The 20,766-nt window shown below is 59.2% G+C and carries 21 protein-coding genes and 1 tRNA gene; 9 read left to right on the forward strand and 13 right to left on the reverse strand.

Annotated elements, in window-relative coordinates:
* The 3 genes from ACTZWY_RS13685 to ACTZWY_RS13695 all read right to left on the reverse strand — a co-directional run.
* Positions 1–368, reverse strand: a 368-nt coding sequence (locus ACTZWY_RS13685) for a ParB/RepB/Spo0J family partition protein (protein ID WP_444791265.1), incomplete at its 3' end; no start/stop codon positions are given.
* On the reverse strand, positions 365–1,273 hold the full coding sequence (locus tag ACTZWY_RS13690; RefSeq protein WP_444791266.1) for a plasmid partitioning protein RepB C-terminal domain-containing protein: 909 nt from the start codon (positions 1,271–1,273) through the stop codon (positions 365–367). The genes ACTZWY_RS13685 and ACTZWY_RS13690, both read right to left, overlap by 4 nt.
* The gene (locus ACTZWY_RS13695; protein ID WP_444791267.1) at positions 1,273–2,844 is read right to left on the reverse strand and encodes a recombinase family protein; all 1,572 of its coding nucleotides are present in this window, start codon (positions 2,842–2,844) and stop codon (positions 1,273–1,275) included. Before ACTZWY_RS13695 ends, ACTZWY_RS13690 begins: the two co-directional genes overlap by 1 nt.
* A gap of 258 nt (positions 2,845–3,102) precedes the next feature.
* Between ACTZWY_RS13695 and ACTZWY_RS13700 the strand changes: the two genes are divergently transcribed.
* The 3 genes from ACTZWY_RS13700 to ACTZWY_RS13710 all read left to right on the forward strand — a co-directional run bounded on the left by ACTZWY_RS13700 (position 3,103) and on the right by ACTZWY_RS13710 (position 4,068).
* Positions 3,103–3,408, forward strand: a complete 306-nt coding sequence (locus ACTZWY_RS13700; protein ID WP_444791327.1) for an XRE family transcriptional regulator — start codon at positions 3,103–3,105, stop codon at positions 3,406–3,408.
* Between the two features lie 83 nt (positions 3,409–3,491).
* Positions 3,492–3,746 carry a ribbon-helix-helix domain-containing protein gene (locus tag ACTZWY_RS13705; protein ID WP_444791268.1) on the forward strand — a complete coding sequence of 85 codons (255 nt, stop codon included), beginning with the start codon at positions 3,492–3,494 and terminating at the stop codon, positions 3,744–3,746.
* A gap of 4 nt (positions 3,747–3,750) precedes the next feature.
* On the forward strand, positions 3,751–4,068 hold the full coding sequence (locus ACTZWY_RS13710) for a type II toxin-antitoxin system RelE/ParE family toxin (RefSeq protein WP_444791269.1): 318 nt from the start codon (positions 3,751–3,753) through the stop codon (positions 4,066–4,068).
* An 822-nt stretch (positions 4,069–4,890) separates the two neighbouring features.
* Here the strand turns inward: ACTZWY_RS13710 and ACTZWY_RS13715 are convergent.
* The 4 genes from ACTZWY_RS13715 to ACTZWY_RS13730 form a co-directional block, all read right to left on the reverse strand.
* Positions 4,891–4,980, reverse strand: a tRNA-Ser gene (locus ACTZWY_RS13715).
* Positions 4,981–5,319: 339 nt separating this feature from the next.
* A complete protein-coding gene (gene lepA, locus ACTZWY_RS13720; RefSeq protein ID WP_277803875.1) occupies positions 5,320–7,119 on the reverse strand; it encodes a translation elongation factor 4 in 1,800 nt (599 codons plus the stop codon).
* 65 nt (positions 7,120–7,184) lie between these two features.
* Complete coding sequence (locus tag ACTZWY_RS13725) at positions 7,185–8,030, reverse strand: urea carboxylase-associated family protein (RefSeq protein ID WP_444791270.1); 846 nt, start codon at positions 8,028–8,030, stop codon at positions 7,185–7,187.
* The gene (locus ACTZWY_RS13730; protein WP_444791271.1) at positions 8,030–8,377 is read right to left on the reverse strand and encodes a hypothetical protein; all 348 of its coding nucleotides are present in this window, start codon (positions 8,375–8,377) and stop codon (positions 8,030–8,032) included. Before ACTZWY_RS13730 ends, ACTZWY_RS13725 begins: the two co-directional genes overlap by 1 nt.
* Positions 8,378–8,486: 109 nt before the next feature.
* Here ACTZWY_RS13730 and ACTZWY_RS13735 point away from each other — a divergent pair, with 109 nt between their 5' ends.
* Positions 8,487–10,637 carry a malate synthase G gene (locus ACTZWY_RS13735; protein ID WP_444791272.1) on the forward strand — a complete coding sequence of 717 codons (2,151 nt, stop codon included), beginning with the start codon at positions 8,487–8,489 and terminating at the stop codon, positions 10,635–10,637.
* Between the two features lie 122 nt (positions 10,638–10,759).
* Here the strand turns inward: ACTZWY_RS13735 and ACTZWY_RS13740 are convergent, their stop codons facing one another.
* Positions 10,760–11,815: a threonine aldolase family protein gene (locus tag ACTZWY_RS13740; protein WP_444791328.1), complete on the reverse strand. Its 1,056-nt coding sequence runs from the start codon at positions 11,813–11,815 to the stop codon at positions 10,760–10,762.
* Positions 11,816–11,911: 96 nt separating this feature from the next.
* Between ACTZWY_RS13740 and ACTZWY_RS13745 the strand changes: the two genes are divergently transcribed.
* The 5 genes from ACTZWY_RS13745 (at position 11,912) to ACTZWY_RS13765 (ending at position 15,417) form a co-directional block, all read left to right on the forward strand.
* Positions 11,912–12,469: a NifU family protein gene (locus ACTZWY_RS13745; protein WP_444791273.1), complete on the forward strand. Its 558-nt coding sequence runs from the start codon at positions 11,912–11,914 to the stop codon at positions 12,467–12,469.
* Positions 12,459–13,106: a tRNA (adenosine(37)-N6)-threonylcarbamoyltransferase complex dimerization subunit type 1 TsaB gene (gene tsaB / locus ACTZWY_RS13750; RefSeq protein ID WP_444791274.1), complete on the forward strand. Its 648-nt coding sequence runs from the start codon at positions 12,459–12,461 to the stop codon at positions 13,104–13,106. The genes ACTZWY_RS13745 and tsaB overlap by 11 nt, the downstream gene beginning before the upstream one ends.
* Positions 13,103–13,564, forward strand: a complete 462-nt coding sequence (rimI, locus tag ACTZWY_RS13755; RefSeq protein ID WP_444791275.1) for a ribosomal protein S18-alanine N-acetyltransferase — start codon at positions 13,103–13,105, stop codon at positions 13,562–13,564. Before tsaB ends, rimI begins: the two co-directional genes overlap by 4 nt.
* Positions 13,565–13,732: 168 nt before the next feature.
* The gene (locus ACTZWY_RS13760; protein WP_444791276.1) at positions 13,733–14,653 is read left to right on the forward strand and encodes a sulfite exporter TauE/SafE family protein; all 921 of its coding nucleotides are present in this window, start codon (positions 13,733–13,735) and stop codon (positions 14,651–14,653) included.
* Between the two features lie 23 nt (positions 14,654–14,676).
* Positions 14,677–15,417: a TIGR02186 family protein gene (locus ACTZWY_RS13765; RefSeq protein WP_444791277.1), complete on the forward strand. Its 741-nt coding sequence runs from the start codon at positions 14,677–14,679 to the stop codon at positions 15,415–15,417.
* A 42-nt stretch (positions 15,418–15,459) separates the two neighbouring features.
* On the opposite strand, the gene ACTZWY_RS13770 is transcribed toward ACTZWY_RS13765, so the two are convergent.
* From ACTZWY_RS13770 to ACTZWY_RS13790, 5 genes are all read right to left on the reverse strand, one after another.
* Positions 15,460–15,696 (reverse strand): Lrp/AsnC ligand binding domain-containing protein, encoded by a 237-nt coding sequence (locus tag ACTZWY_RS13770; protein WP_444791278.1) that lies wholly within the window; start codon positions 15,694–15,696, stop codon positions 15,460–15,462.
* Positions 15,697–15,876: 180 nt separating this feature from the next.
* Positions 15,877–17,400, reverse strand: coding sequence for an ATP-dependent DNA helicase (locus ACTZWY_RS13775; protein WP_444791279.1), 1,524 nt, complete (start codon positions 17,398–17,400; stop codon positions 15,877–15,879).
* Between the two features lie 93 nt (positions 17,401–17,493).
* Positions 17,494–17,676 carry a hypothetical protein gene (locus ACTZWY_RS13780; protein WP_444791280.1) on the reverse strand — a complete coding sequence of 61 codons (183 nt, stop codon included), beginning with the start codon at positions 17,674–17,676 and terminating at the stop codon, positions 17,494–17,496.
* Between the two features lie 154 nt (positions 17,677–17,830).
* Positions 17,831–19,123 (reverse strand): crotonyl-CoA carboxylase/reductase, encoded by a 1,293-nt coding sequence (gene ccrA / locus ACTZWY_RS13785; RefSeq protein ID WP_444791281.1) that lies wholly within the window; start codon positions 19,121–19,123, stop codon positions 17,831–17,833.
* A 131-nt stretch (positions 19,124–19,254) separates the two neighbouring features.
* Positions 19,255–20,694, reverse strand: coding sequence for a 1-acyl-sn-glycerol-3-phosphate acyltransferase (locus ACTZWY_RS13790; RefSeq protein WP_444791282.1), 1,440 nt, complete (start codon positions 20,692–20,694; stop codon positions 19,255–19,257).
* Positions 20,695–20,766: the final 72 nt, after the last annotated feature.

The raw sequence follows: 20,766 nt of genomic DNA on the forward strand, positions 1-20,766 counted from the left end.
TTGCGGATCATTTTGTGTTCCTGGATCGGCGCGAGACGGCTGACCTGCCGATTGTAGGTGAAAGCCTCGTCGTCAGTGGAGACCAGGCATTCCACCTCGCTCGCGCCTGCGTCCTTCAACGCCTCGATGCGCATGTGACCGTCGAGCAGCAACCAGGTTGCGGACTTGTCAGGGTTCCGGACGACGACGGGTGGCTCCACGATCCCGATCTGGGCTATGGAGGCCACGATCTGCCGATACTTTCGGCTGGACTTCGCGGACTTGCCGAAGGCGCGCAGCGGCAGGATGGCTTCGATTGGGAGGGTGACGCAGTCGTCCTCGAACCCGAGACTGACTCTGCGCGGGGGCTCGCGGGTCTCGCGTTTCATGCTGATGCCCCCTCAGTTACCGACCGGGCGAGATCGGCAGGCATCGTCTCCAGCCCCTCAGCCCTGAGCAGCGTCATGAAATGCGCGTCCGTGCAGAGCGTTCGGAAGGCCTCGCGCACGAACATCAGACGGCTCTGTGTTAGCTCTGCCTTCTTGATCAGCAGCTTCTGGCGCGTGGCCTCTTGCTGATAAGCGCGGACGAGGCCTTCACTGGTCAGCGCCCGCTTCGCAATCCGGCGTCCGAGCTGGTTGTTCTGGAGTTGGGGGCCGCGCAGTTCGCGCTGCTGGATCAGCCGGCGCACAAGCGCCAGCTTCCGGCCGCGCAGCTTGTTCTGGGTGTAGGCGTCCATGAGCGCTTTCTGTGCGCCTTTTGCGTCGGTCTTGGATATCTGGATGGCGAGGTTGAGCGGCAAGACACCGGTTTCCACGGCCGATACCAGGCGCTCTTCGCCCTTCTCGAGCAGCCCGGCGATCATGTTCACGTATTCTGTGGACACACCGATCTTCTCGCCAATCTGGCGATCGCTATAGCCGCGCTGGCGCAGCGCACCGATTTCCTGCATCAGGTCGATGGGGTTGTGCTGCCGCCGCGCGCAGTTTTCGACGAGGCTCATGACAAGACAGTCGCTCTCGTCGGCGTCGATCACGATTGCAGGGATGCTGTCCTGTTTCAGTTCGATGAATGCCTCGAGCCGGCCCTGTCCGCAAACGAGGTCGTATTCCTGCGGATCGGCCCCGGCGCGCGGCGCCACAGTGATCGGGCGCTTCAGGCCGATGCGGGCGATGTTCTCGACCATTTCTGCAAAAGCGCGGCGGTTGCGGACGCGGGGATTGAGGATCCGGATCCGGTCGGTCGGGATCAGGGTCACTTGCTTCTGGCTGGTGAGTTCCAAATCGTCGGGCATCAAGCCACCTCCGCGATCCTTGCTCGCGAGGCGAGCGCGTAGAAGAAATCGAGCGTGTCGAACCGGTATGCGTCCAGCGCGAGCCCGTTCTGCTCGGCGAATTTCAGTTTTCCAAAAGTCATGTCGATGCTGGGCAGCACGTAGTAATCGCGCGGCACCTCGTTCATCTCGTCCATGCGCACGGCGATGGTGAGGTCCGGGACAAGGCCAGTGTCGAGGCGGATGCGCCAGCGCAGCGACCCGGCCGCTGTCGCGGTGCAGCGGGCCAGCACGATGGACAAAGTGAACTCATCATTGACGCGAAGCATGTCGGTTTCCGGGTTTTGCACTGCCGACCCGCCGTGCCGCGTGACCCCGGCGATGATCTCGGCCACCACCTGCGGATGGGCCTGCCGCAAGGCGCGGTTGACTTCGATGTAGCTGTAGTCCCGGTCCGGCTCGTATCCGATGAGCCGGTAAGCGCGCAGCAGGCTGCCGAAGCGACTGCGATAGGCACGGGAGGACGGCAGATCCTCTTGCTCGTCGATGATCAGCCCCGATAGCATGCCTTGGCGATCGAGGATGGTGCGCAGGGCCTCGAGCAGCTCCTCATCCGAGAAATGGCGGCTTCGGGCATCCACGATTTCCCTGGCCCGCAAGAACAGCGCTTGATCGACGATGGCGGGATATGCACCCTCCGCGCGGATCCACATTTTTCGCGGGTTCACAACGCGGCGCTGCTTCAGCTTGAAAGATACCTTCGCGAAAACATTGTTCCCGATGTATTTTTCGTTTGTCAGCACCTGATGGACGGTGGCCCGCGTCCACGGTCGGTCGAGATCGGTGCGGTGTCCTTCGGCGTTCAAGGTTTCCGCGATCTCGCGCTCCGCACGCCCCTCGTTGACGAACATTTCGTACATACGCTGGACAACCCGCTGCTCCTCCTTGGGCCCGGGCAGCAGGATTACGCGGTCGGTCTGCAGGCTTTTCTGTTCGCCGCGAGACAGCTCGCCCTTTGGTTTGCCGTGCTCGTCGATCAGCACGCGCCGCAGGCCATAACCTGCCGCGCCCCCTTGACGATAGCCGAGTTCAACGAGGCGGCACTGTCCGGCGAATACCTTGACCGATAGCTCGCGGCTGTATTCGCCCGCCATCACCCGCTTGACGGTTTTCAGAAGGTTCGAGCCGATGCTGCCGTCATTCTCGAACTGCTCGCCGCAGTAGTGGACCCGGATCCCGGCGCGGGAACAGACATGCTCGTGATAGGCACCCTCGTCGGCATCCTGAAAGCGCCCCCAGCGGCTGACATCATAGACGAGGATCGCCTTGAAATCGGCCTGGCCGGATTGCACCTCGGCCATCAGGTTCTGCAGTGCCTCGCGTCCATCCAGCCGCAGCCCGGAACGCCCTGAATCCTCGAACACGCGCAAGATCTGCAGTCCGCGGGCAACGGCGTAGCTGCGGATGACGTCCAGCTGGTTCTCGGTCGAGTATTTCTGGTGGTCGGTCGACATCCGCACATAGGCGACGGCCGGGATGTCCTGCCCAACCTCGTCACCTTCGTCCGTTCTGTTGCCTCGACCGCTACTCAAATTGCGTTTTCCTCTTCAGCCGATCCGGCCCTGGTTGGCTTTCGTTTTCCCATCTGATGCGAACAGGCCCGGAAAGTCGTTTCCCGAAACGGGCAATGTCTTTCCGTTCGCCTGCGTACCGGTGTTCAAATCCCAATTCATCGCGGGCCTCTTAAATCAGTCGTGTTCATCAGACCCGGTCTGATGACCCGTCACGGACAAATCCGGCTCTCGCCGTTTTCATGGTTCTTCAGATATTTAATGGAGAAGGACGTGGATATGCGGGTGAAGATGGACACAGTTGTGCCGAAAATGGGCACATTTGTGCACCTGGTCGAAGAACCAGCCGATTATCGGACGGCGGTAGCGCTGGCTCTGCACGAGGAACTGGGCGAAACACATCGCGCGATCAAGATGGCGATGCGCTGGACGGGCGCCAGCGAACGCACCGTGAAATACTGGTTCTCGGGCGAACGGGGGCCAAGCGGTGACCATCTGATCGCTCTCACGCGGCACTCGGATGCCGTTCTGTATGTGTTGCTTGCGCTTGCGGGCCGCCACGTTGTCGAAGAGCCAGACGACTAGCGGTGTCCGCACGGGGTATGATAGCTTGTTTTGTGTGCTTTTTTGGTTATATTGAACACACACGAGATGAGAGACACAGCGCCATGGCCCGAACGACCACTATGACCGTCCGCATCGGCGGAGCCTTGAGCGACTTTGTCTCGGCCAATGTTGGTGATGAGGGGTCCTATGAAAACGTCAGCGAGTACATCCGCGACTTGATCCGGCGTGACAAGGAGCGGGTTGAGGCCGAGGCATTCAACCGGCTGAAGGCCGAGTTGACCCATGCCTTCGCTGCTCCGGAGGAGACGTATAAGCCGCTGACGGCGGCAGAGGTGATCGCGCGGAACCGGGGCTGACCCGGTGCCCGCCATTCGCATTCAGGAAGGGGCGTCCCATCGCCTCGACGACATTTACCGCTACACCCGCGACAGGTGGGGTGAAGCGAAAGCCGAGACGTACATCACCGGACTGTTCGCAGCCTTCGAGAGGATTGCAGCTCACGGGGTCGTGTCAAGGCCCATCCCGGCCGAGTTCGGCGTCGAAGGGTTTTTCTTTCGCTATGAGCGCCATTTCGTCTACTGGCGTCATCTCTCGAATGGCGACATCGGGATCGTGACCATCCTGCATGAACGCATGCACCAAATCGACCGCTTTCGGGATGACTTTGGTCCGGGCTGACGAGCTGGTTTTTCAAAGTCCGTCAGAATTGCGCATGGTTTCGCAACCATCACGCCGGGGCGGACACTGGCACGGGAGAGGGTTAGGAACTAGAGTCATCCCCTCCGCCACTTATCATTAATATAATTGATAAAAATCGGCCCAAAATCACCTTTCTCCACATAAAGCCCCACAAAGAAAAAACGCTTGGCGGGCCTATGCATGCTGCAGCTCCTTGTTGGCCTCGCGCGCGCTGGCTAGGGATTCCAAAGCACGAAACCTCCATCAGCACTTTGTTCGCGTGTCGGAAGTTCTCTTGCTGCTCTTGATAGCCATATTGGGCTTTCTGCCCGTGAAAAAAGTTGTTCCTCAGGCGATTAACTACCAGAAGAACGGCTAAAGGCCTTTGAGAATCGTTCCGCTTGGGGGCATTAAACCCTTGTCCGATTTCATTCGGAAGCTTTTGCCCCCCACTGGCCTTGATGATGCAACCGCCCCCCGACCCGCACCGTCCGCACCGTGGACCTGAAACACATTCTTCGCCAGATCCAGTCAGACCGTGATATCCTCTGACATGACCGCTCCCCTTTGTGGATCCTCACAGACCCACCTTGTCACACAGATGCCGCCGGGGGGCGGTTGCATCATCAAGGCCAGTGGGGGCGAAACTGGTATAGCGCTGACCTATGACTGGGCCGAATGGCCGCTGTCTAATGCTGACTGTTAAAAAACTATAAATCCGATATGCGCTAAAATTCGGGGTTAGTCGCCATCCTATGCGGGAAGTATAGGGGAAAGGTCGTTTCCTAAATGTTTTAATTTCAGAGTCTCAATGCGGATGAATGGCGGAGACGATGGGATTCGAACCCACGAGACCCTTCCGGGCCTACTCCCTTAGCAGGGGAGCGCCTTCGACCACTCGGCCACATCTCCGTTGATCGGTTTAATGGTGTGGGGGAGGGGCCGCAAGGGGAAAGTGGGGGATTTTGGCAAGAGATTTTTGGAATGCACGGCTGCATTTGGGGGCTGTGAAACCGCGCAAGTCACTGGGATGGTGTTTTTTAGGGCGGCGGCCGTGTCTGTATACGGGCTATGCAATGAAACCCCATCAGATATGTCATCGCATAAAGCGAAGCTTACGTCTGTAGTCATGCGATTTGAAAGCACGATATAAGACACCGACCTTACACCAAAAAGTCCCATCGTGTGGTTTCGGGCCTAGAGGCGCGCCAAATAGGCATTTCATCCTTTGCCTTGGCCAAGGGCAGCTCCTTAGCCATCCATCTTCAGTGCCGAAATAAACGCCTGTTGCGGAATTTCCACCTTCCCGAACTGGCGCATCTTCTTCTTACCGGCTTTCTGCTTTTCCAGAAGCTTCTTTTTCCGCGTCACGTCCCCGCCATAGCATTTCGCCGTCACGTCCTTGCGTAGGGCGGCCAGTGTTTCGCGCGCGATGACCTTGCCGCCAATGGCTGCCTGAATGGGGATTTTGAACATGTGGCGGGGGATCAGCTCTTTCAGCTTCTCGCACATCGCGCGGCCGCGCATTTCGGCGCGGTCGCGGTGCACCATCATCGACAGCGCGTCCACGGGTTCGTCATTGACCAGCACCTGCATCTTGACCAGATTATCCTGCCGGTAGCCGGTGATTTCATAGTCGAATGACGCATAGCCCTTGGAAATGGATTTCAGGCGGTCATAGAAATCGAACACCACCTCGTTCAGGGGCAGGTCATAAACCACCATGGCGCGGCTGCCCGCATAGGTCAGTTCCTGCTGGATGCCGCGGCGGTCCTGGCACAGTTTCAGCACATCGCCCAGATAGTCATCGGGCACCAGCACTGTGGCCTTGATGCGCGGTTCTTCAATATGGTCCACATGCGTCAGGTCGGGCATGTCGGCAGGGTTGTGCAACTCCGTCACCGACCCGTCGCGCATATGAACATGGTAGACCACAGAAGGCGCGGTGGTGATCAGGTCGATGTCATATTCACGTTCCAGCCGGTCGCGGATGACTTCCAGATGCAACAGCCCCAGAAACCCGCAGCGGAACCCGAAGCCCAGCGCGGCCGAACTTTCCATTTCATAGCTGAAGGACGCGTCATTCAACGCCAGTTTTTCAACCGCGTTGCGCAGGTCGTCGAATTCCGCCGAATCGACAGGGAACAACCCGCAAAACACCACCGGAACCGAGGGTTTGAAGCCGGGCAGGGGCGTTTCGCAGCCTTTCTTTTCATGGGTGATGGTATCGCCCACTTTGGTGTCGCGCACTTGTTTGATGCTGGCAGTGAATACGCCAATGTCGCCGGGGCCAAGTTCGGGCACATCGACCATGGCAGGTTTCAGCACGGCCAGTTTGTCGATGCCGTATTTCGCGCCGGTCTGCATCATCTTGATGTTGTCACCCTTGCGGATAACCCCGTCCATGACGCGAAACAGCACGACCACCCCCAGATAGGCGTCATACCAGCTGTCCACCAGCATGGCCTTCAGGGGGGCGTTGCGTTCACCCTTGGGGGCCGGCAGGCGCTTGACGATCGCTTCCAGCACATCGGGAATGCCCAGGCCGGATTTCGCGGAAATCAGCACTGCGTCGGACGCATCCAGCCCGATCACGTCTTCGATCTGCGCCTTGACCTGTTCGGGTTCGGCGGCGGGCAGGTCGATCTTGTTGAGCACCGGCACAATTTCATGGCCCGCATCAAGGGCCGTGTAGACATTGGCCAATGTCTGCGCTTCCACCCCCTGGCTGGCATCGACGACCAGAAGCGAGCCTTCTACCGCGCGCATGGAGCGGCTGACCTCATAGGCGAAATCGACATGGCCGGGTGTGTCAATCAGGTTGAGCACATAGGCCTGCCCGTCCTGCGCCACATAATCAATGCGCACAGTGTTGGCCTTGATGGTGATCCCGCGTTCGCGTTCAATATCCATCGCGTCGAGCAATTGCTCTTTCATGTCGCGGTCGGACACTGTGCCGGTTGACTGGATCAACCGGTCGGCAAGCGTGGATTTACCGTGGTCAATATGCGCCACGATGGAGAAATTGCGGATGTGCGAAAGCTCTGTCATAGGTGACGATATGTAGGGGAAACGCGCGCTGGTCAATATCCCGCGCGCGTGTGGCGCATAGTATTTCAGTCGTGACTGTGGCGGCGCGAATACCGGTTGTGGGACGGGCTATACCAGCCGTCCAGCGCGCCGGCGGGGGGGGCATGCACACTGACCTCCAGCGGGTGGCATTGGGGGGTGTCAGAACTGTGTTCGCACCCGCAATCCCCACCGGGACAGGCGGACAGGGCGCAAAGCAGGTCAATCTCGGCAAAGAATTCGATATAGTCGCCCTTGCGCGCAGGGCTTGCCTTCATGAAATACTGGCCCGTGTCCTGCGTAAAGCCTGTGCACATGAACACATTCAGCACATCATGCACCAGCGCCTCGGCCTCTGACAGGGGTTTGTCCAGATGCTCGGCCAACGCGCGGGTCAGGTTGGAATGGCAGGTCTGGTGGTAATCCTGCCCGGTCAGCAGGTGGTGGGTGTAGGGGTCGCAGCGCGTGCCAATCACATCATGCACGCGGCCCCCGTGTTCATCAACGCCGTACCAGTCCAGCGTGTCACTCAGCACTGTTGCCATGGGGCGCAGATAGGGCAGGCAGGACCACAGCCTGTCACCCACATTGATATGGCTGCCATGCAGGGCGCGGGTCTTGCCGGAATAGAAATGTTCTTCAAGGTTGCGCGCTTCAAACAGGTTCAGATCGCCCACTTGCGCGCCCTCAAGGCAGGAAATGCGAAAGAAGCTGCCCGCAGTCACATAAAAACAGCGCGCCTCGCGCGGGGGAATAGTGATGCGGTTTGTCTCGGTGGCCTTTGCGCGTGCCGCCCGATAGGTGTCCAGCGGGGGCTTGCGCAATGTGTCATTGGGATAACAGATTACCGGCGCGAGTTTGCGGCGGGCATCAGCATCTTTAGGGGCTTTCATCACTGTTCTCCTGCCAGACATTCCTTGGGTTCACGTCCCTTCGGCAAGGCGGTTTGCGCACCGCAGGCCACACAGATGAACATCACCCGCCCATCGGCCAGTTGCCGCGTATCCCTGCGCCAGCGGCAGCCGCGCGTTTCCCATGGCCGAAGCAAAAGAATAACGGCAAGCGCCACAAGCAATGCAAGGATTACAAACATGGTCCATGTTGTGCCGCAGAAGCGCGCAACCTTCAAGCTGTCATTGCGCCCATGCGGCAATTGCACCGCCCTGCGCCGCGCATCAGCGAGCGATCCGGGCGCAGTTTTATCAATAAAGCCAAACAGAACCTGATGGAAAACCCGCAAGATCGCTGTCTATTTTAGCCTTGCCTGACAGGGCCCAGCCATTAAGGTGCCTGCGCAGAGATGACACGCCGCAGGGCGGTGCGGATAAAAGTAAGGGATACCAGACCATATGGCACAAAGCGTTGCGCGAAGCGGGCTGCAGGTTGACGCGGAACTCGCGGCTTTTGTAGAAGACATGGCCCTGCCGGGAAGCGGCATTGACCCTGAAACCTTCTGGCAGGGGTTCGCGGATCTGGTGCATGACCTGACGCCGCGCAACCGCGAATTGCTGGACAAACGCGCCGCTTTGCAGGCGCAGATTGATGACTGGCATGTGCAGAAACGTGGTCAGGTGCATGATCTTGCAAGCTATAAGGAATTCTTGAAACAAATCGGGTATTTACTGCCAGAAGTTGCGCCGTTTCAGGTGACCACTGAAAATGTCGACCCTGAAATCGCCACGACTGCCGGTGCACAGCTTGTGGTCCCCGTGACCAATGCGCGCTACGCGCTGAATGCCGCCAATGCGCGCTGGGGCAGCCTGTATGACGCGCTGTATGGCACCGATGCCATGGGGAAAACGCCCCCCGCTGGCGGGTATGAGCAAGGGCATGGCGCGCGCGTCATTGCGCGTGCGCGGGTGTTTCTGGATGCCGCGTTTCCCCTGGCGGGCCACAGCCATGCCGATGCACGGCTGTATCATGTCAAGCAAGGCGCCTTGCTGGTGGATGGCAAGCCGCTGGAAAGCCCCGAAAAATTCGCGGGCTACCTTGGCGATCCGCGCGCGCCAGACGCAGTGTATCTGGTCAATAACGGGTTGCATGTGGAATTGCTGTTCAACCGCGCGCACCCCATTGGCGGGCGCGATCAGGCGTGTCTGGCCGATATTCGCATTGAATCCGCGTTGACCGCGATCATGGATTGCGAAGATTCCGTGGCCTGTGTGGACGCCGCCGACAAGGTGGCGGCCTATGGCAATTGGCTGGGCCTGATGAAAGGCGACCTTAGCGCCGATCTGGAAAAAGGCGGGCGCACCCTCACCCGCCGCCTGAACCCCGACCTGACCATCAGCGCCCCTGATGGCAGCACCAAACACCTGAAGGGGCGCGCTGTCTTGTGGGTGCGCAATGTGGGCCACCTGATGACCAACCCCGCCATTGTGGACAAGCACGGCGATGAGGTGTTCGAGGGGCTGATGGATGCCATGATCACCACGCTTTGCGCGCTGCATGACCTGCGCAAAACCGATGGTCCGCGCAATTCTGCCACCGGGTCGGTCTATATCGTCAAACCCAAAATGCACGGCCCCGAAGAAGTGGGTTTCGCAGATGAAATTTTTGCGCGCGTCGAAAAGGTGCTGGGGCTTGCGCCCAACACCATCAAGATGGGTGTTATGGATGAAGAACGCCGCACATCCGTAAATTTGCAGCAATGCATCCATGCCGCGCGCCACCGTATCGCATTTATCAACACGGGGTTTCTGGACCGCACCGGCGATGAAATTCACACCAGCATGGAAGCGGGACCGTTTTCGCGCAAGGATTTCATCAAGCGCAAGGGCTGGATCAAGGCTTATGAGGACCGCAATGTGGATATTGGCCTTGAATGCGGGCTGATGGGGCGCGCGCAAATCGGCAAGGGCATGTGGGCCATGCCCGACCAGATGGCCGCCATGCTGGAGGCCAAGATCGAACACCCCAAATCCGGGGCGAATACTGCATGGGTGCCGTCGCCCACCGCCGCCACCTTGCACGCGCTGCATTATCATCAGGTCAATGTGCGCGCGGTTCAGGAAAAACTGGCCAAGGGCGGACGGCGCGCGCATGTCGAGGCGCTTTTGGACATACCGCTGGCCAGTTTCCGCAAATGGACGCGCGATCAGATCATCCGAGAGGTTGAAAACAACGCGCAAGGTATTCTGGGCTATGTCGTGCGTTGGATCGATCAGGGGGTCGGCTGTTCAAAAGTGCCCGATATCAACGATGTGGGCCTGATGGAGGATCGCGCCACCTGTCGTATTTCCAGCCAGCATGTGGCCAACTGGCTGCATCATGGCGTGGTGTCCGATAACGATGTGATGGACGCCATGAAGCGCATGGCCGAAGTGGTGGACCGCCAGAACGCCGCTGACCCTGCCTACCGGCCCATGGCCCCCGCATTTGACGGTATCGCCTTCATGGCGGCGTGCGATCTGGTGTTCAAAGGGCGCGCGCAACCGTCCGGCTATACGGAACCGGTGCTGCATGCGCGCAGGCTGGAACTGAAGGCGTCATTGGCGTGAATGCCCCATCAGGGCCGCAGCGGGAACCTGTGGCCCTGATTTTTATTCAGTATCAGCATGTTGCAAGACTACCTTAACGTAAGAAATTAAGCACGACGCGCAACGCTTTGTTTTAGTTGAAATTACACCGTTTGAAGCGCCGCAAGGAAGCTATCCACCTGTTCTTTCGTCGTGGACCATGACGCAACCAGCCGCCCTGCGACCGGCGCATCGGGCGGGCCGTCCAGAACCGCGCTGTCCGGCCAAAGATAATAGTGCGCGCCCGCCGCCTGCAACCGCGTATGAATGGCACGCGGCAGGTTCACAAACAGCATATTGCCGCCTCGGTCGAACAGTAGCTGTGCGTCAGGGTGACGCGCCAGCCCGTCTTCCAGCCTTGCCGCCATGGCGTTTGCATCTGCGGCAAGTTTCAGCCAAAGGTCATCTTGCAACCATGCCAGCATCTGCGCGGCCAGATAGCGGTTCTTGGACAGCAGATGACCGCCACGCTTGCGACGCAGCTGGAATTCCCATGCTTGCGCGGGGTCGAACATCACCACCGCCTCGACGCCCAACAACCCGTTTTTGGTGCCACCCAGCGACAGGACATCAACACCGGCCTGCCAGCTGTATTCGGCCGGGCTGCCCCCCTCGGCCACCAGAGCATTGGCAAAACGCGCGCCATCCAGATGCACCGGCAGGGCATGGAGCCGCGCAATATCACACAATGTGCGCAATTCGGCCATAGTGTAGCGGGTGCCGCATTCTGTCAGGTTGGTCAGGCTTAGCATGGCGGGCTGCACCTGATGCACCCCCCCTTTGCCCGCGCCGCCAAGGGCGTGTTCCAGTGTATGCGCCGTAAGTTTCGCATGCGCCCCGTGCAATGGCACCAGCTTCGCACCATTGGTGAAAAACTCAGGCGCGCCGCATTCATCAACATTGATATGGGCCAGCTCGTGGCAATAGACCGCGCCCCATGGCGGGGTGTGGCTGGCAATGGCCAGCGCATTGGCGGCGGACCCGGTGGTGACCAGAAACACCTCGGCCTTGGGGGCGTCAAAAACAGCGCGGATGCGGTCGCGCAGCGCAAGGGTAAGGGGGTCATTGCCATAGCCCGGCGCAAACCCGTCATTTGCGCGCGCCAACCCGTCAAGAACCTGCCGGGGCACACCCGATGTATTGTCAGAAGCAAAGAACATGCCCTGAAACTGTCGTGCCATCACGGCCATGTCAAGCGCGCCTTGACAGGGGACAGGGCAGGGCGCATATCCCTTGAAATACAGGAGTGATGCGCAATGTTTATTCAGACTGAATCCACCCCAAACCCCGCTACGCTGAAATTTCTGCCCGGTCAGGACGTGCTGGGCATGGGAACAGCTGACTTTCCTTCAGTGGAAACCGCGGGCACGTCCCCCCTTGCCAGCCGCCTGTTTGGTGTCAGCGGTGTGACAGGGGTTTTTCTGGGGTCGGATTTTGTGACGGTCACCAAAGCCGATGATGTCGATTGGCAGCATATCAAGCCCGAAATTCTGGGCGCGATCATGGAGCATTTCCAATCCGGCGCTGTGGTCATGGACGGGGATGCGGGCACAGGCCATGTGGCCCATGACGGGCCTGATGGTGAAATTGTGAACCAGATCAAGGAATTGCTGGACACCCGCGTGCGCCCCGCTGTCGCGCAGGACGGCGGCGATATTACCTTTCACGGGTTTGAACGCGGTGTCGTCTATCTGCACATGAAGGGGGCCTGCGCGGGCTGCCCGTCATCAACCCTGACGCTGAAAATGGGGATTGAGAACCTGTTGCGTCATTACATCCCCGAAGTCACCGAGGTGCGCCCGGTTGCTGTCTGACGCGCTGGTTCTGGGGTTTGACACATCGGCCGCGCATTGCGCGGCCGCTTTGGTGCAGGGTGAGCGCTGCCTTGCGGCCTGCCATGATGATATGGCGCGCGGTCAGGCGGAACATTTGCTGCCCTTGCTGGACCGTGTTCTGGCCAAGGGCGGTGTGGGTTGGGCTGATCTGGACGCTTTGGCCGTGGGCGTGGGGCCGGGAAATTTTACCGGCATTCGCATTGCCGTGGCCACGGCGCGGGGGCTTTCGCTGGGACTGGATATTCCGGCAATCGGCGTTTCCGTGTTTGAGGCGCGCGCCGAAGGCTTGCCCCGCCCGCTTTGCGTCATTGAGGATGCGCGCCGCGACGAAGTGTATGTCCAGCATTTCGGGCATGACGCCGATAGCCCGCAGCTGTTGCCCGTATCACTTGCTGCCACGATGATGGACGACACGGCCGTGACAGGCAGCGGCGCATCCCTGATGGCGGGGCTGAGCGGCGCGCGCGTTCTGGACCCGTGTTTTGGTCTGGCCGAAGCGATTGCGCGTGTCGCCATGAAACGGCTGGGACACCCTCATCCCCGACCAGCACCCCTGTATATCAGGCCCGCTGACGCCGCCCCCTCGTCACAGCCCCCCGTCGCCATTTTGCCATGACCGCCCCTGACCTGACACCTGATGCGCAGGCCTTGGCGGATGTTCACGCGCAGGCCTTCAGCTTGCCCGCGCCTTGGTCAACGCAGGATTTCGCGGGTTTCTTGCAGGACCGAACCTGTTTTCTGGAATGGACAGGCACGCCAGATGGCAAAATTGCGGGGTTTGCGCTGTTCCGGCTGGTCGCGGATGAAGCGGAAGTGCTGACGCTGGCTGTCTTGCCGAAAATGCAGCGAAGGGGCATTGCAAGCGCGCTTTTGCGCAAGGGGATGCGCCAACTGCAAGCGCGGCGCGCGCAAACTTGTTTTCTGGAAGTCGCCAGCACCAACCATGCAGCGCGCAGTTTATATGACCGCGCCGGTTTTGTGCAGACTGGATTGCGCAAAGGATATTATACCCCGGCCACAGGCGGCAACGCGCTGGATGCGCTTGTCTTGCGCATCGATCTGGGCGGCGCCTGAACGGGGCATCCCTGCACATGTGGCCCGAAAGATGCAGGCAGGGTGCCAATTTCACACAACACCACAAAACATTGCAGCCCCCCTTGCCCTGAAACGTCGTGATTGTCATGCTTGCACAACCGGCACGAAAACGCTGGATTTTCTGCCGCTTTCAGGATCAGGGGCCAAATGCAGATTTATCTGCCCATCGCCGAAACATCCGTCAACGCCTTCACCTTGCTGGGGGTTGGGGGCGGGGTGGGCGTGCTTTCGGGAATGTTCGGTGTGGGCGGCGGGTTCTTGATTACGCCGTTATTGTTCTTCATCGGGGTTCCGCCTGCGGTGGCTGTGGCGACAGGGGTGAATCAGGTTGTCGCATCGTCCATTTCGGGGGTGCTGGCCCATCTGAAACGCAAGACAGTCGATCTGCGTATGGGCACTGTGCTGTTGATCGGCGGGTTGATCGGGTCCATCATCGGGATATGGTTTTTCAACCTGATGCAGAAATTGGGGCAGCTTGACCTGATTGTGCAGCTGTCCTACGTCCTGTTCCTTGGGATAATCGGCGCGCTGATGCTGCAAGAAAGCGTGCGCGCCTTGCGGCGGTCCAAAAACCCCCACGCACCGCGCCGGAAGCTACATACCCATAACTGGGTGCACAACCTGCCGTGGAAGATGAAATTCCGGGCATCGGGGTTGTATATCTCGATCTTTCCGCCGCTGCTGGTGGGGGTAGGCGTGGGCATTCTGGCCGCCATCATGGGGGTGGGGGGCGGGTTCATTCTGGTGCCTGCCATGATTTACTTGCTGGGCATGCCCACCAAGGTGGTGATCGGCACATCCTTGTTTCAGGTCACGTTCGTGGCGGCCTTCACCACGATGATGCACGCGCTGACGAATTATTCCGTCGATGTTATGCTGGCTGTTTTTCTTATTCTTGGCGGGGTGATCGGTGCGCAGATTGGAACGCGCATCGGGCTGCGGCTGAAGGCGGAACAATTGCGTATTCTTCTTGCGCTGCTGGTGTTGGCGGTCTGTGCGAAAATCGCGCTGGATTTGTTGCTGACCCCGTCAGAACTGTATTCCATATCCATTCCGGGGCGGTTCTGATGCGACGCGGGATAATCCTTTTCATGATGCTGAGTGTGCTGGCCCTGCTGCCCGCGCGAGGCGAGGAAGTCATCGTCGGCCTGAGCCAGAACAGGGTGTCGCTGACGGTGAATTATGAAGGGTCGGAAATCCTGATTTTTGGTGCTGTGCGGCGTGAAGCCCCGCTGCCCGATGACAGCGCGCTTGATATTGTTGTCACCATAGAAGGGCCGCCCATGCCTGCTGTGATCTGGCGCAAAGCGCGGCGTCTGGGAATATGGGTGAATGCCGAAAGCCAGGAAGTGCGCGCCGCCCCCAGTTTTTACGCTGTCGCCGGAACCGCGCCGCTGTCGGATATCCTGTCTGTCGAAGCGGACCTGACGCACCGTATTTCAACCCGCCTGGCCATATTCGAAGCCCGCGGCACGGACCCGCGCGATGCGGCCGCCTTTACCGAAGCCCTGATCCGCATCCGGCAAGGGGAACAGCTGTATCAGGAACTTGACAGCACTGTCGCGCTGCAGCGCGACACGCTGTTCAACACCCGCGTGACCCTGCCCAAGAACATTGTCGAGGGAACCTATACCGCCCGCATATTCCTGCTGCGCAATGGCGACGTGCTGGACGAGGCCGAAACCTTCATAGATGTCCAGAAAGCGGTTCTGGAACGTTGGTTGTATAACATGGCCTATGACCGCCCAGCCCTGTATGGCGTCATGGCACTGGGGCTGGCAGTGTTTTTCGGCTGGGGGGCGTCCGCGTTGTTCCGCTTCGTGCGCAGTTGAACACACGGGCGTTTGCGCAAGACGGTGCGTGACGTCACGCTGTCAGAATGCCTTGAAGGTCATTGTGGTCATGGTTCGGTTGATGCCTGCAATGTCAAACAGGCGCTCATTGAGGAAATGGCCCACATCTTCGGTATCGGGGATGTATATTTTCGCAATCAAATCATACTCGCCGGATGTCGAGTAGAGTTCAGAGGCGATTTCACGATCATAAATCGCATCGGCCACTTCATAGGTTTTTCCGGGTTGGCAGCGAAACTGGACAAAAACGCAGCGCATGGGCATTCCTTCAGGTCGGGGTCAGGATCAGGGGCGTTGCCCCTCTGGGCGCAAGCGCCCATTCACCCCAGAGTATTTGGGGCAAGATGAAGTTGGAAGGGGGTATTCGAGCGCCTGTGTTGGTATCTTAGTGCATGTTGCTTAAAAGCGGGTGCTGGCTTTAAGATTCTCGGACATGTTCTAACTGTCAGACGCCAGTTCAAGGGGGGCAGGTGCGCTTGCCAGATCATCGGTCGTCAGGGGGGTAACGGGCCGTGCAAGGCGGTTGCGAATGACCCAGTGCAGCCGGTGTTCCGCACGCGTGATGGCGACATAGGCCAGACGTTTCCACAGTGGCAGGCCCGCTTCCATGCGCCCTGCGCGCGCGGCGGCAAAAAGATCTGGTGCGAACACCTGCACATCACGCCATTGCGAGCCTTGCGCCTTATGGATGGTGACGGCCGCGCCATGTACGAAGGCCGCACCCATGGTGGCGGCGAAGGGGATAAAGGGTTCTTCATCAATTTCGGTTTCGATTTTGATGATTGAGGCGACGGAGATCTGAGGTTCTTCTGCGCCGAAAATATGCACGCGTGAAAAGCCGGGTTTGCGGCCGGGACCAAGATAGACGACTTGCGCGCCCTTGATCAGGCCGCGCGCTTCCAGATCAATGCGTTTCTTGCGGTGTTTCAGCGGCAGTTCCAGCCCGTCGCACATCAGCGGCTCGCCCGGTCGCAATTCGGTTTCGGGCGCGTCATGGGCGCGGCGGAAGGCATTGATCAGGCGCAAGCGGGTGGCATTGCGCCACACCAGCACCGGCGAACGTGCCATCAGGTCACTGTCCACGCGTTCTGCAAGGTGCACGCGGCTGTCTTGTTGCGCCGCAGATTCCACGCGGCGTTCAAAGGCCTCGAACCCCAGATCAGGGTCGGCCAAGGCATGGGCGAGGTCCAGAATCGGGTTGTCCTGTGCCTGACGGTGAATGCGCGACAGGTGCAGCCGCGCCGGGGCGGGCAGGCGGTCAAAGACCATTTCCCCCGATTGCCCCACAGGGGCCAGCTGCGCGGGGTCCCCGAACAGGATGAGCGTTGAAAAGAGTTCCTTGAGGTCATCAAGCTGGCGGGAATCGAGCATGGAGCTTTCGTCGACAAAGCCGATATCGAGGGGATCATCGCGCCGTTTCCATCCGGTGATGAAATCTGACCCGCGCAGGCCTGCTGCGGCCAAGGCACCAGGAATGGATTTCACCTGTTCAAAAAAGGCCTGCGCGCGGTCAAGGGCGGTTTCAGTCAGCCCCTCGATATTGGGGCGCGGCAGGTTGCCAGCCAGCCATTCGGCGATCTTTTCATATTCAGGGTCATAGACGGGGGTATACAGGATGCGGTGAATTGTCGTGGCCGGCACACCACGGCTGCGCAAGACGGATGCGGCCTTGTTGGTGGGCGCCAGCACTGCAAGGCTGCGGCGGTCTGCGCGCCTGCGGCTTTCGTAATCGCCCGACACGATGTCAACGCCCGCAGCCATCAAGGCGGTTGTCAGATTGGCCAGAAGCATGGTTTTCCCGGACCCTGCCTTGCCGGTGATTGCCATAACGGTATTTTCGCTGTCAGGCGCAGGCAGGCAGGTGGCATTGACCAGATCGACACCAGCCTGTTGCAGTGCCTTGGCGATCTGATCCCAGGCTTCAGCCTGATCGTCGGAGAATTGAAGTGCGGGAACGGACATGATGCCTGTCTACAGCATGCCCGGCCAGAAATGGGAACCACTTTCACAAGGGCGGGTGAAAAAAATACCACAGCGCCCCGTGTGACGCGCGGATTATTCGGAATGTCGCGGTGCATTCGGGCATGTCGGGGGGGGCGCTTCCCCCTCAACTGAGGCGATTTCGGTCAGGGCAAGAAGTTTTGCTGTCTGCAATGCCTCGGCCAGTTCTGGCAGGTTGTTTTGTTGCGCATAGTGTTTCATCGCATCCAACTGCGCGACCAGCCAGTCATGGCGCATCCTGAACCCCTTAGTTATGCCGCAGGGGCAGCCCCCTGATCCGGTCTTTGGGGCAGGATAAGGGGGGCAAGCTTACGAAAGCGTTGACACGGCCCATCAAAAACGCCGCCCCCGAAAGGGCGGCGATATGTCGCCAGAGGCATGGAATCTGACGTCAGGTTTTAGGTCCGGCGGCCAGCGCATCCTCGAATGTGCGCAGGCCGGTGCGCGGGGCCTGAACCAGAACTGCCATATTCCCCGGCTTATGTTCGTTGCGATACATTTTCGTATGCGCCTGCGGAATTTCCGCCCAAGGGAACACTTCGGACATGCACGGATCAAGGCGGCGTTCAATCATCAGCTGGTTGGCCGCCGATGCCTGTTTCAGATGGGCGAAATGCGACCCCTGCAGGCGCTTTTGGTGCATCCACATATAGCGCACGTCGAAGGTGCAGTTAAACCCGCTGGTGCCGGCGCAAATGACAACCATGCCGCCCTTTTTGACCACAAGCGTTGATACTGGAAAGGTCGCCTCGCCGGGGTGTTCAAACACCATGTCGACATTCACGCCTTTGCCGGTAATGTCCCAGATGGCCTTGCCGAATTTGCGCGCTTCCTTCAGCCAATCGTTATACTCGGGCGTGTTGACAGTGGGCAATTGCCCCCAACAGTTGAAATCCTTGCGGTTGATCACGCCCTTTGCGCCCTGATCCAGAACGAACTGGCGCTTGCTTTCATCGGAGATGACGCCAATGGCATTCGCGCCCGCCGTGTTGGCCAACTGGATGGCATAAGACCCAAGGCCCCCCGATGCCCCCCAGACCAGCACATTCTGGCCAGGCTTCAGGTCATGGGGTTCATGGCCAAACAGCATGCGATAGGCGGTTGCCAGCGTCAGCGTGTAGCAAGCCGATTCTTCCCATGTCAGGTGTTTGGGGCGTGGCATAAGCTGCTGGGCCTGAACATTGGTGAATTGCGCGAAGGACCCGTCCGGCGTTTCATATCCCCAGATACGCTGCGTGGGGCTGAACATGGGGTCGCCGCCGTTGCAATGCTCGTCATCGCCATCGTCCTGATTGCAGTGAATCACCACCTCATCGCCGACTTTCCAGCGTTTGACTGCGGACCCCACTGCCCACACAATGCCCGATGCATCCGACCCGGCAATGTGAAACGGGGCCTTGTGCACATCAAAGGGGGAAATGGGCTGGCCCAGACCGGCCCAGATGCCATTGTAATTCACGCCCGCAGCCATGACCAGAACCAGCACTTCGTGGCTGTCCAGAACAGGAATATCAACAATTTCAATCTGCATCGCGGTTTCCGGGTCACCGTGGCGGTCGCGCCGGATGGTCCACGCATACATTTGCTTGGGAACATAGCCCAGGGGGGGCATTTCCCCGATTTCATACAGGTCTTTTTCCGGGGCGTCGTAATGCGCGATTCCGATGTTCTGATCCAGAGCCATATGTGCCTCCTTGTGAAAAATAACGCGGGCAGCCGCAGGTAATGCCGCGCCGCAGAATTTATGCGGCACTTGCAGCATGCATAGAATCTGCTGCGCAACAATGCAACCCTAATGTGGTGTATTTTGTAATTTTATGACTTTCGCCTTTTGCGGCGCTCAGGCAGGTCAAGCTGTGTACTGCCATGCGGCGCAATTCCTACGGGCGCATCAAGGCGTTGCAAAACAGATGCTGCGTAATAGCCAAGCAGGTCCGCATCAGCGGGGGTCAGTGTAACCATTTCCCCGTCAGTGCGGATGACACCGCGCATGGCCAGAACCGACAAGCCAGCATCCATGGCGTGTGCAAGCTGGCCGTCAGGCAGGTGCATCCAGGCGTCTTGATGCGACAGCGTGTCGATGATCCCCTGACAGGTTTGTGCAAGCGTGGCTTTGCTGCATCCCCCCCTGTTTTGCACCAGCGCCGCAGCAACCAAGGGCACCGGCAGGACAGGCACGGCTGCGCGGATCCGCTGCATCAGGGCTTGGGACAGGGTTCGGGTGCTGGGGTCCGGGCTTTGGGTCAGAAACTCACGCAGCGACAGGGGTTCACCGTAACACACCGCCGCGTAGCCAAAGGGTTTGAACTGCCCGCGCGCCTTTTGCCACAGAACCCGCAGAACAGACCCCAAAACCACCTTCACCCGCACTGGAAAGCGGCGAATGCCCTGCATGCCCGCCGTGATCAATACGCGGTCTTCCAGCACCCTGTCATAATTCAGCGCCACCGGCACAAACACCACATCGGCAGAATCGTGAATGTCGAACCCGCGCACAATGTAATGCAACAACCCCTTCTGGGCCTTTCCGACACTGCCATTCAAACTTAGCCCACCTTCTGGGAAAATGGCTTGTGTGGTGCCTTGCTGGATCGACATCTGCACATAGCGCGCAAGGATCGCACGATACAGCGGGTTTGAATACCGCCTGCGAATAAAATACGCCCCCATGGCCCGGATCAGCGCCTTCAGCGGCCAAACGCGCGCCCATTCCCCCACAGCATAGCTTAGCGCAGAATGGCTGGAGGCCAGCCAGGTAATCAGCACATAATCCATATTGGAGCGGTGGTTCATCACAAAAACCACGGCGGCCTTGCGGTCAATCTGTTCCAGCGCCTTCGCCTCTCCGCCGCCCAAACGCACGTTATATAGTCCCTGACTCAGGCGTTGGGCCAACTTGATGGCAAAGCCGAAATAGGTTGCGGTCGAAAACCCCGGCACAATTTCGCGTGCATAGGACCGCGCGCGTTCAAAGGCCACATTCGGCGGAACGCCCATCTTTTGCGCATAGTCGCGCACAGCTTCCATAACCTTGGGGTCATAAATCAGGCGGGTGACCTGATCTTGCCTGCGCATAATGCGAAACGGTTCAATAGGGCGGGCAAGGCGGGTGTTCAGCTTGGCCACTGCGCGTTCCATGCGCCTGCGGAAAAACCAGCGCACGGACGGAAACAGAAAATGCGACGCGAAAGTGACCGCGGCGAAGGCAAGAATAAGAATCAACGCCCAGAATGGCAGTTCAACCGTTTGGAACATGAAGATAATCTGTCAGGAAAGCGGTCTGCGGTAAATGCTGTTCACACAGCAAAAGGCCCCGGAAACAGTCCG

The organism is Roseinatronobacter sp. NSM (assembly GCF_052379845.1).
Lineage (GTDB): Bacteria > Pseudomonadota > Alphaproteobacteria > Rhodobacterales > Rhodobacteraceae > Roseinatronobacter.

What these genes read in the sequence shown, in the direction of transcription:
- rimI (WP_444791275.1), top strand. Translation starts at nt 13,103, where the DNA reads ATGACCGCCCCTGACCTGACACCTGATGCGCAGGCCTTGGCGGATGTT.
- ACTZWY_RS13760 (WP_444791276.1), top strand. Translation starts at nt 13,733, where the DNA reads ATGCAGATTTATCTGCCCATCGCCGAAACATCCGTCAACGCCTTCACC.
- ACTZWY_RS13770 (WP_444791278.1), bottom strand. Translation starts at nt 15,696, where the DNA reads ATGCGCTGCGTTTTTGTCCAGTTTCGCTGCCAACCCGGAAAAACCTAT.
- ACTZWY_RS13735 (WP_444791272.1), top strand. Translation starts at nt 8,487, where the DNA reads ATGGCACAAAGCGTTGCGCGAAGCGGGCTGCAGGTTGACGCGGAACTC.
- ACTZWY_RS13745 (WP_444791273.1), top strand. Translation starts at nt 11,912, where the DNA reads ATGTTTATTCAGACTGAATCCACCCCAAACCCCGCTACGCTGAAATTT.
- ACTZWY_RS13705 (WP_444791268.1), top strand. Translation starts at nt 3,492, where the DNA reads ATGGCCCGAACGACCACTATGACCGTCCGCATCGGCGGAGCCTTGAGC.
- ACTZWY_RS13765 (WP_444791277.1), top strand. Translation starts at nt 14,677, where the DNA reads ATGATGCTGAGTGTGCTGGCCCTGCTGCCCGCGCGAGGCGAGGAAGTC.
- ACTZWY_RS13690 (WP_444791266.1), bottom strand. Translation starts at nt 1,273, where the DNA reads ATGCCCGACGATTTGGAACTCACCAGCCAGAAGCAAGTGACCCTGATC.
- ccrA (WP_444791281.1), bottom strand. Translation starts at nt 19,123, where the DNA reads ATGGCTCTGGATCAGAACATCGGAATCGCGCATTACGACGCCCCGGAA.
- ACTZWY_RS13700 (WP_444791327.1), top strand. Translation starts at nt 3,103, where the DNA reads ATGCGGGTGAAGATGGACACAGTTGTGCCGAAAATGGGCACATTTGTG.
- ACTZWY_RS13780 (WP_444791280.1), bottom strand. Translation starts at nt 17,676, where the DNA reads ATGCGCCATGACTGGCTGGTCGCGCAGTTGGATGCGATGAAACACTAT.
- ACTZWY_RS13740 (WP_444791328.1), bottom strand. Translation starts at nt 11,815, where the DNA reads ATGTTCTTTGCTTCTGACAATACATCGGGTGTGCCCCGGCAGGTTCTT.
- ACTZWY_RS13725 (WP_444791270.1), bottom strand. Translation starts at nt 8,030, where the DNA reads ATGAAAGCCCCTAAAGATGCTGATGCCCGCCGCAAACTCGCGCCGGTA.
- ACTZWY_RS13775 (WP_444791279.1), bottom strand. Translation starts at nt 17,400, where the DNA reads ATGTCCGTTCCCGCACTTCAATTCTCCGACGATCAGGCTGAAGCCTGG.
- lepA (WP_277803875.1), bottom strand. Translation starts at nt 7,119, where the DNA reads ATGACAGAGCTTTCGCACATCCGCAATTTCTCCATCGTGGCGCATATT.
- ACTZWY_RS13790 (WP_444791282.1), bottom strand. Translation starts at nt 20,694, where the DNA reads ATGTTCCAAACGGTTGAACTGCCATTCTGGGCGTTGATTCTTATTCTT.